This is a genomic window from Candidatus Synechococcus spongiarum (genome assembly GCF_900047545.1).
In the GTDB taxonomy this organism is placed as follows: Bacteria; Cyanobacteriota; Cyanobacteriia; order PCC-6307; family Cyanobiaceae; genus Synechococcus_B; species Synechococcus_B spongiarum_C.
Map to the genome: position 1 here is coordinate 1 of NZ_FITM01000124.1, position 5,907 is coordinate 5,907.

The 5,907-nt window shown below is 60.8% G+C and carries 6 protein-coding genes; 3 read left to right on the forward strand and 3 right to left on the reverse strand.

The annotated features are described in order from the left end of the window. The 3 genes from FLM9_RS05265 to FLM9_RS05275 form a co-directional block, all read left to right on the forward strand. On the forward strand, window positions 1-921 hold a 921-nt coding region (locus tag FLM9_RS05265; protein ID WP_081340212.1), incomplete at its 5' end, for an HlyD family efflux transporter periplasmic adaptor subunit. Window positions 922-929: 8 nt separating this feature from the next. Beyond that, complete coding sequence (gene devC, locus FLM9_RS05270; RefSeq protein WP_074457590.1) at window positions 930-2,102, forward strand: ABC transporter permease DevC; 1,173 nt, start codon at window positions 930-932, stop codon at window positions 2,100-2,102. Next, window positions 2,103-2,822: an ATP-binding cassette domain-containing protein gene (locus FLM9_RS05275; RefSeq protein WP_257243019.1), complete on the forward strand. Its 720-nt coding sequence runs from the start codon at window positions 2,103-2,105 to the stop codon at window positions 2,820-2,822. Window positions 2,823-2,905: 83 nt separating this feature from the next. Here FLM9_RS05275 and FLM9_RS05280 read toward each other — a convergent pair whose 3' ends face one another. From FLM9_RS05280 to aroB, 3 genes are all read right to left on the reverse strand, one after another. Next, window positions 2,906-3,553, reverse strand: coding sequence for an HNH endonuclease (locus FLM9_RS05280; RefSeq protein WP_074457587.1), 648 nt, complete (start codon window positions 3,551-3,553; stop codon window positions 2,906-2,908). Window positions 3,554-3,557: 4 nt separating this feature from the next. Further along, window positions 3,558-4,871 carry an AAA family ATPase gene (locus FLM9_RS05285; protein WP_074457592.1) on the reverse strand — a complete coding sequence of 438 codons (1,314 nt, stop codon included), beginning with the start codon at window positions 4,869-4,871 and terminating at the stop codon, window positions 3,558-3,560. Between the two features lie 5 nt (window positions 4,872-4,876). Continuing rightward, window positions 4,877-5,907: 3-dehydroquinate synthase (gene aroB / locus FLM9_RS05290; protein ID WP_102135488.1), on the reverse strand; the 1,031-nt coding region annotated here is incomplete at its 5' end.

Consider the following 5,907-nt stretch of genomic DNA (forward strand, 5'->3'; position numbering starts at 1 on the left):
GCGGGCATCTCTCTCCTGGTTCTGGCAGCGGGCCTGTTGGCGTTCCGTCTGTTGCGCCAGCGGGAGGAAGGGAAACCTCCGGAAGCAACAGTTGCGGCACAGGCAGTCGAGTCTGAAGAGGCCGTAACGCCGCTTCCCGTTGCCCGCTACGTGGCCGCCCTGGGGTACATCGAACCCCGTGGCCAAGTGCAGCGCCTGGCGGGACCCAACCATGGTGCCGCCCCTGCGCGTGTGGCCCGGCTTCTGGTGAAGGAGGGGGACCAAGTGGTCGAGGGTCAGGAGTTGGTGATGTTTGACAGCATCCCCCGGCTCCAGTCGCAACGCCGCAGACTCCAGGCGGAGATGGACTCGCTGGCCAGACAACTGGAGGTGAGTCGCAGCGAGGAGAAGCGCTATGGGGATCTGGTGACCAGCGGCGCCGTTAGCCAGGACAGCCTGGACCAGCGGCGCCGCGCCACGGAAAAGCTTGCCGGCGACCATGCCCGGACCGCAGCCGAGATCATGGTGATTGATGTGGACCTTCGTGACGCCACCCTAAGGGCGCCCATGGCGGGAACCGTTCTGGACATTCTCACCCGCCAGGGAGAGCGCCCCGGTGATTCCGGGGTGTTGGAACTGGGCCAGACGGACTTTATGGAGGTGGTGGCAGAGGTCTATGAAACAGACATCAGCCGAATTCGTCCCGGCCAGCGGGTCCGCATCACGTCGGAGCATGGAGGCTTTACCGGTGAGTTATCCGGGCAGGTGCGGGAAATCAGCCGTCAGGTGAATCGCCGTGACGTGTTCAGCTCCGATCCCAAGGATGCCGTGGACGCACGGGTGGTGGAGGTGCGCGTTGCCCTGGATCCACCCGCCTCGCAACGGGTCAGGAATTTGACGCGGATGCAGGTGCTGGTGCGGATTGACACAGACTCGGGGTGAGGGGGACCATGAGATTTGTCTGGCGACGGCGGATTCCCCTGGCCTGGTGCCTGCTCACCCGGCAGCCAGGGCGGTTGGTGGTGGCCCTGGCGGGCATCTGCTTTGCGGGGATGCTCATGTTTCTGCAGTTGGGCTTCCGGGATGCGCTCTTCGATGCCAGCATCACCATCTACCGGCTCTTCAATGCGGACGTGGTGGTTGTCAGTTCCACCAGCTCCAGTTCCGTTTCCATGGAGCCGTTCCCCCAGCGGCGTCTGTTTCAGGCGGCCTCATGGCCAGAGGTGGAGAGCATTGCTCCGGTGCGCTGGAGCCTGCTGGTCTGGAAAAACCCGGAAACCGGCTCACCCCGCGCCATCCAGGCGGTGGGCTTCGACCCCAATGATGACATTTTGAACCTGAAAAGTCTTACAGAACAAAAGAAGGGCTTGCAACTGGATCAGCGGGTTCTCTATGATCGCCTTAGCCGACCAGAGTTCGGTCCTGTGGAGGACTGGTTCAATGCTGGACGTACTGTCACGGCGGAAGTGCAAAATACACAGGTGTGGGTGGAAGGCCTGGTGGAGCTGGGAGTTTCCTTCGGGGCCGACGGACACTTGCTCACCAGCAATCACACCTTTAATCAACTGGTGGGATCGTCGGACGGCTCCAGCACCTCCATTGAACTGGGACTGATCCGCCTTGTGCCTGGAGCGGATCCCGATGCCGTGGCGGCAGCCTTGAACAAGGCGTTGCCCGATGATGTGCAGGTGCTCACCAAGCAGGAGTTCCTGGATTCTGAGCAGGACTACTGGCGCGAAGCCACCTCCATCGGCTTCATTTTCAATTTGGGAGCGGCCATGGGCTTGGTGGTGGGTGCAGTGGTTGTCTACCAGATTCTCTTCAGTGACGTGGTGGACCACTTGCCGGAATACGCCACCCTCAAGGCCATGGGTTACAGCTCCATGGATCTGGTGATGGTCATCCTACAAGAATCTCTTCTGCTGGCGGGCTTTGGCTACATCCCCGCCTTTTTGGCGGGCAAAGGAATCTATGGCCTCGCTCGCGGGGCAACAAATTTGCCCATCGTCATGAGCAGTCAGATGGCGATCTTTGTATTTGTCATGATCTTCGTCATGTGCATCATCTCGGGATTGCTGGCCATGGGCAAGATCAGGGACGCGGACCCTGCCGAGGTTTTCTAAGTGGCCACCCTGCAACCCACCCCACCACAACCCCTTGTGCGCATTGCCGAGCTGAACCATTGGTTTGGCCGTGGCGACCAGCGCCGTCAAGTACTCCATAACCTTCACCTCACCCTGAATCCGGGCGAGATGGTGTTGCTCAGTGGTCCTTCCGGCTGTGGGAAGACCACCCTGCTCACCCTCATCGGCGCCCTGCGCACGGTGCAGGACGGCTCCCTGGAGGTGCTGGGGGAACAGTTGCTCAAGGCCCGCAAGTCCGTGCAGCGGCGAGTACGGCGTCAGATGGGGATCATTTTCCAAAGCCATAACCTGTTGCGCTGCCTCACCGCCACCCAGAACGTACAAATGGCAGCGGATCTTGTGCCCGGCTTGAGCTTCGACCAGCGGCGCCAACACGCCATTGATCTCTTGTCGGAAATCGGCCTGGAGGACCACCACGGTAAGCACCCCTCTGCCTTGTCGGGGGGACAATGTCAGCGGGTGGCCATTGCCCGTGCCCTGGCGGGGAATCCCAAGGTGCTGCTGGCGGATGAACCCACCGCCGCCCTGGATCGCCGCACGGGACGGGAGGTGGTGGAGTTGTTGAAGCGGATGGCCACCCAGCACCATTGTGCCGTGCTAATGGTGACCCACGACCCGCGCATCCTGGACGTAGCCGACCGCTTGCTGCAAATGGAGGACGGCCGGCTCTCCACAGCGCAGGAGTTGGCTCCGCTGTAAAGGATCTACGATTTTGGATAGGGGGGGGTCACCCCAGGCCACTCCTCTTACCTTGGTTCAAAGACTGCAAGCGTTTTTGGTCATCATCCCGTGCGGGTTCCCGCAAATGCCTCCGTCAATCGTTGGCGCATATCCTCATCGTCGTGGAAAACAGTCATCCAGACGCTGAAGAATCCGATCCCCAGGGCATTCTTGATCGCAAGCTCCCTTATCTCAATCTCTCTTGATTTGTCAGCTGAATTGTCATCATGGATCGAATCTCGATACTTGGCCGCAGTATTCCACGCCTCGCGTCTCTTACGCTGACGCTTGTCCATAGACGTTCCCTCCGCCCCCAGCCCCACAAGATCAAACAACGCCGACGCCTTGTGATGCTCGTCCCCCGCTAGTCCCTCGTTCACGGACACCCGTCCACTCTCGTGATACACGAAAGCGTTGAACGTATCATCGCAATCCGGCCAGAGGTACCCGTCACGGGAATTGTTTTTGTTGGACTTGCGGCTATTGCAGTTGACGCACCCAAGCAGGAGATTGGACCACTCGGTTTCAAGATTCTCTGCCTTCGATTTTGGAATCACGTGCTCCACAGCGAGATCTCCACAGCGCTCACAGTAGCTGCAATACTCACCAATTCTTTCGATGAGATGATCTTTTGCTTTCTGGTATGGCTGAAAGGAGATCCGGCTGCCGTTGTTTCCGGTGGGCCACTCGCCGCGCTGGACTGATCGCATTGTCTTACCCCGCCGCGTAATGATCCAGCTTCAAGAAGGCGGCATAGGCTGGATTATCAGAGAAGTCGGCCTCGATGCGATCCAATTCCTTCTTTGCCTGCTCTACATCGGGATGCTGGTCGTCTTTGCACTGATCGAGGAGTTCGTAGTAGCGCCGCGCCGCAGTTTCCATCTCCAGAAACCGCTTGCTGCGCTGGGGCGCTTTCACGCCCATGGTCTCCTCGGCCACGTCTTCGATGCTGTAGGGTTCTTTTCGCTCTTGGAGAAAGTTGTCGTCGCTGAGATTGATCAAGCCTTGCCCGTCCAGTGATTGAACGATGAACGGCGAATGGGTTGTTGCGACAAACTGCAATTTTGAGAAGAAGGAGAGGAGGTTGCGCACGATTACACCCTGCCAGTTGGGGTGCAGGTGGAGGTCCAGTTCATCAATCAGCACCACGCCTTCGGTTTCCCTCAGCGCTTGCCCCGCCAGGTGGGGGTTCAGTTGAACACAACGCCATGCCACATCGGCGGCAAGGGCCATCATGGTTCTTTGCCCGTCGCTCAGCAAATCAAACGGAAAACGCTCCCCGTTCTTGAAGTCCAGCACGATGTCGTCCATGTCGAAGTCGTACTCCGCCTTCTCCACACCCTCGACACAGCCCACAACGGCCCCATAGACCGCATCAAGGCTCTGGAGCGGCTGCTGGTTCTGGTGTGCGATCAACTCCATCTTCTTGATCCACCTGCGCAGCCATTCCGATGACACCGTCGGTTCCAGGCAGCCCCGATAGGCTTCAAACCGGGACGCCTTGCCCAGTGGCTGACGCACCGCAGAGCGCACGCGCTTGGTTGTCCGCGGTTCGATCCAGAGACGCCCGGTGCCGTAGAAGGCAACCAGGGGCAAGTTCACCACCTGCTCGTCTTTCATTGCCTTCTTGTCTTCCTGAGCATGCCTTTTAACGCACTGCTCAAGTGCCCGTGTGCCAACGCGATTGGTGCGTCCACGGACCGAAGTCAACTTCCGAGACCAGCGCAGATCCTGGCCATGCACCCGCCCCTCGCAACGGACTACGCACGGAATAACCCGTTCAAAGGTGGAGAACTCTCCGCCTTGCCTGGTCTCCAGCCGCACGCAGTCCCGCCTGATAGAGGGTGCGGGTACGGGTGAATTGTCGATCCCCAGCAAATACGCCCCCACACCCACCCGAAGCGCCTCCAGAAGCGCCGTCTTGCCTGCGCCGTTGTCCCCCACCAGCAGCGTGAATCGGGGATGAAGCTCGAAGGTGTTCTCCTCGAATCTCCTGAAGTTCAGGACGGTGAGCTGATCGATGCGCATGGGCTTCACTCCTGCAATGCCCTCAGTGCCTGCCCCACTCGCTTGGCGCTGATGTCATCACGAATCTCCACGTGACCCAGGGCGCGGGGCACCACGAAGCGCACCCGACCATGGCACACTTTTTTATCGCTGCCCAGGCAAGCCACCACGGTGTCCGCGTCCAGGGGGGGCCAGCGGAGGGGGAGACCGGCTTTGGCTAGCACCCTGGCCTGGCGTTGGTGCTCCGCCTCCTGCCAATGGCCTTCCCGGCTGGCGATCCAGCCCATGGCTTGCATCCCCAGCGCCACCGCCTCCCCGTGGAGATAGGTGTTGTATCCCGTCAGGGTTTCCAGGGCGTGGCCCAGGGTGTGGCCGTAGTTGAGAATGGCCCGGCGGCCGCTTTCGTGCTCATCGGCCGCCACCACGGCGGCTTTGGCGGCAGCGGAGCGGCAGAGCACCTCAATGAGCAGGGTGGGTCCCACCCCAGTGGCGGAGCTGAGATCCTGGGCTTGCTCCAGCCTGGTGAACAGGTCCACGTCGCCAATGACCCCGTATTTGACCACCTCCGCCATGCCCGCTTGAAACTCCCGCTCCGGCAGGGTGGATAAGACCTGCGGATCCACCAACACCAGCCGGGGTTGGTGGAAGGCGCCGACGAGATTTTTGCCGCCCGGATGATTCACGCCGGCTTTGCCGCCGATGGCGGCATCCACCATGGCCAACAGGGTGGTGGGCACTTGCACCACGGCGATGCCCCGCAACCAAGTGGCGGCGGCAAATCCCGCCATGTCTCCCACGACGCCACCGCCAAGGGCCAGGATCAGGGAGCCCCGCTCCAGGCGTTCACGCCAGCAGGCATCGTAAATCCGGGCCACGGTGGCAGGGGTTTTATGGGTTTCCCCCGCCTCCACCACCAGGGAACTGGCGCTGAAGCCGGCGGTCCGCAAGGCCTCCATGACGTGGGGTCCGTAATGGTGAAAGATGACGGGATTGCTCACCACCAGCACCTTGAGCCCCGCCCCGTAACCCAGCCGCCGCAACTCTTCCCCCACCTGGA